Here is a 2,093-nt window from a genome sequence, read left to right as displayed (position 1 = left end):
TACATTTCACAGAGGCTCATATGAACATTCAATTTAAGTGGTCAAATGCAAACTACCTTGAGGCGGGTAAACAAGCTGAGTTTGAAGAAGCAGTTAGAGACGATATAAATTTGGAATCTGATGATAGAGCAAAGCCATGTCATGCAGGAGACTTGCTTGTTGAGCTTGGTGTTGCAGGTCCATTGTTGAATAAAGTGGTTGGTAACGTTAAATGTAGTTGTGGAACCAGCTATTTAATTATTGACGGTACAGTAAACCAAAATATTAGTTACAGCAGAGTTTGACACCGCATGTATAACAAGCGCCATCAAAAACGCGCCCGTTGGGCGCTCGACTCGCAACAAGTTGCTCGCGTTTGTGGCGGGCGTTAAGCCCAATCAATAAGGATGTTCCTATGAAACTTTCTGCATTACTTATCTCAAACTTTAAGGGCATTAAGGACGAGATAAAAATACTTATCGACAATATTGTTGTTTTGGTCGGCCCAAATAACAGCTGTAAGTCTACAATCTTAGACGCATACGAAGCCTATGTATCAATGGGGAGCGCGTTAAGCTTGGATCATTTTCACGGTCGAGATACTAATAAACCCGTGATAATTACAGGTGTATTTAATGATGTTACACAGGATGACATTGAAACTTTAGGGCAGGAATGGCATCTGCAAAATGACCCTGAGTTTGGGGAATGTGCAAAATTTCAAATTCGTTGGGAAACTCCCGATGAAAGCGGTATTAAATATAGTTTCAGCAATAAAACAAATGACTGGAAGAAAGGCGGAGCTGGCGGTTGGAATACCTTACTACAAAGCAGATTACCAACCCCTATACGATTAAATCCAAATGATGGATACGACGCGCTGGAGAAGGTCGTAAAGGATCTGGCATCAAAGAATGCCGCAAAAAAATTAAAAGATGACAAAAGTAAAGTTGCTGGAATTGTTGCTGAAATAGAAAAGCTTGCTCAGGAAGTTGATAAAGAACTCTCGGGGAGTATTGGGCAATTAAGCAACAAAATCGAAGTAGAGCTAAATAAACTTTTTCAAGGTGCTACCGTAAGCTTTGAGACTGGTGTTGGCAAGTTTAAAGCAGAAGATGCCATTAAAGATGGTAGTAAGTTTTTTGTTAAAACAAGTAATCACCCATCATCGCTAGAACACCAAGGTACTGGATTAAAAAGAGCCTTTTTATGGTCTGCCGTGAACGCTTTATGTAGCGAAGGGATGTACAAAAGAGGAACAAAAGTAATTCAAGATGAAACTCCAAAAGTACTGCTGATTGATGAGCCTGAAATTAATCTTCACCCATCAATAATAAGAGCTGCTAGGAAAGCCATTTATGCACTTGCGGATCTTGAAGGTTGGCAAGTCATCTGCACTACACACTCGCCAGTATTCATTGATCTCACTCAAGACCACACGACGCTAATCAAAGTATCAAATAACCAGCAAGGAGTTTTCTACTTCCAGACGGATAAAGCTCATTTTAGTCCTGACGAAAGAGATAATCTCAAAATGCTTAATCGTTGCTGCCCTACTGTTAATGAGTTCTTTTTTTACCCGAATGCAATATTGGTTGAGGGCGATACTGAATATTTGGCATATCAGTACATCATTGAAAAGAGTGGAATGGAGGGCAGTTATTGCGTAATCAACTGTAGAGGTAAGGCAAATATACCGACATTCATCAAGATTTTTAATCAGTTTAACGCTAATGCTATAGCGGTTCACGATTTAGATACAAAACTCAGAAAAGATGGTGCTGCAAATGCCATGTGGACAATAAATTTAAATATTCGGGCGTTAGCTGACTCTACAAATGGACGCGTCAAAACTGTTGTTCACAACCCTGATTTTGAAGGCTTCTATCTAAATGAATCTCCAACTAAAGATAAACCATATAATTTATTTACTCATTTAACGTCAAATGATTTTGAAACGAATGCCAAATATAAAGAGTTAAGGGAGTCTCTGACCTCAATTATTGATGGAACTCATAAGGGCTTATACAACACGCAGGCTGAGTTAGATGCCATGGCTTAACAAGGCGCTGCACACGGATAAATTACTCGCTTCGCTCCCAATTTACCGGTGA

2 protein-coding genes are annotated in these 2,093 nt (G+C 39.5%); both read left to right on the top strand.

Going from position 1 to position 2,093, the window contains the following annotated elements; all coding sequences use genetic code 11:
• A partial coding sequence (locus Q3O60_RS17505; protein ID WP_305895215.1) for a hypothetical protein occupies nt 1–284 on the top strand: 284 nt, incomplete at its 5' end.
• A gap of 110 nt (nt 285–394) precedes the next feature.
• Nucleotides 395–2,041, top strand: coding sequence for an ATP-dependent nuclease (locus tag Q3O60_RS17500; RefSeq protein ID WP_305895214.1), 1,647 nt, complete (start codon nt 395–397; stop codon nt 2,039–2,041).
• Nucleotides 2,042–2,093: the final 52 nt, after the last annotated feature.

It is taken from the genome of Alkalimonas collagenimarina (genome assembly GCF_030717845.1).
Lineage (GTDB): Bacteria > Pseudomonadota > Gammaproteobacteria > Enterobacterales > Alteromonadaceae > Alkalimonas > Alkalimonas collagenimarina.
The sequence above is the reverse complement of the archived record's forward strand: the minus strand, read 5'-3'. Positions and strand labels throughout refer to the sequence as shown.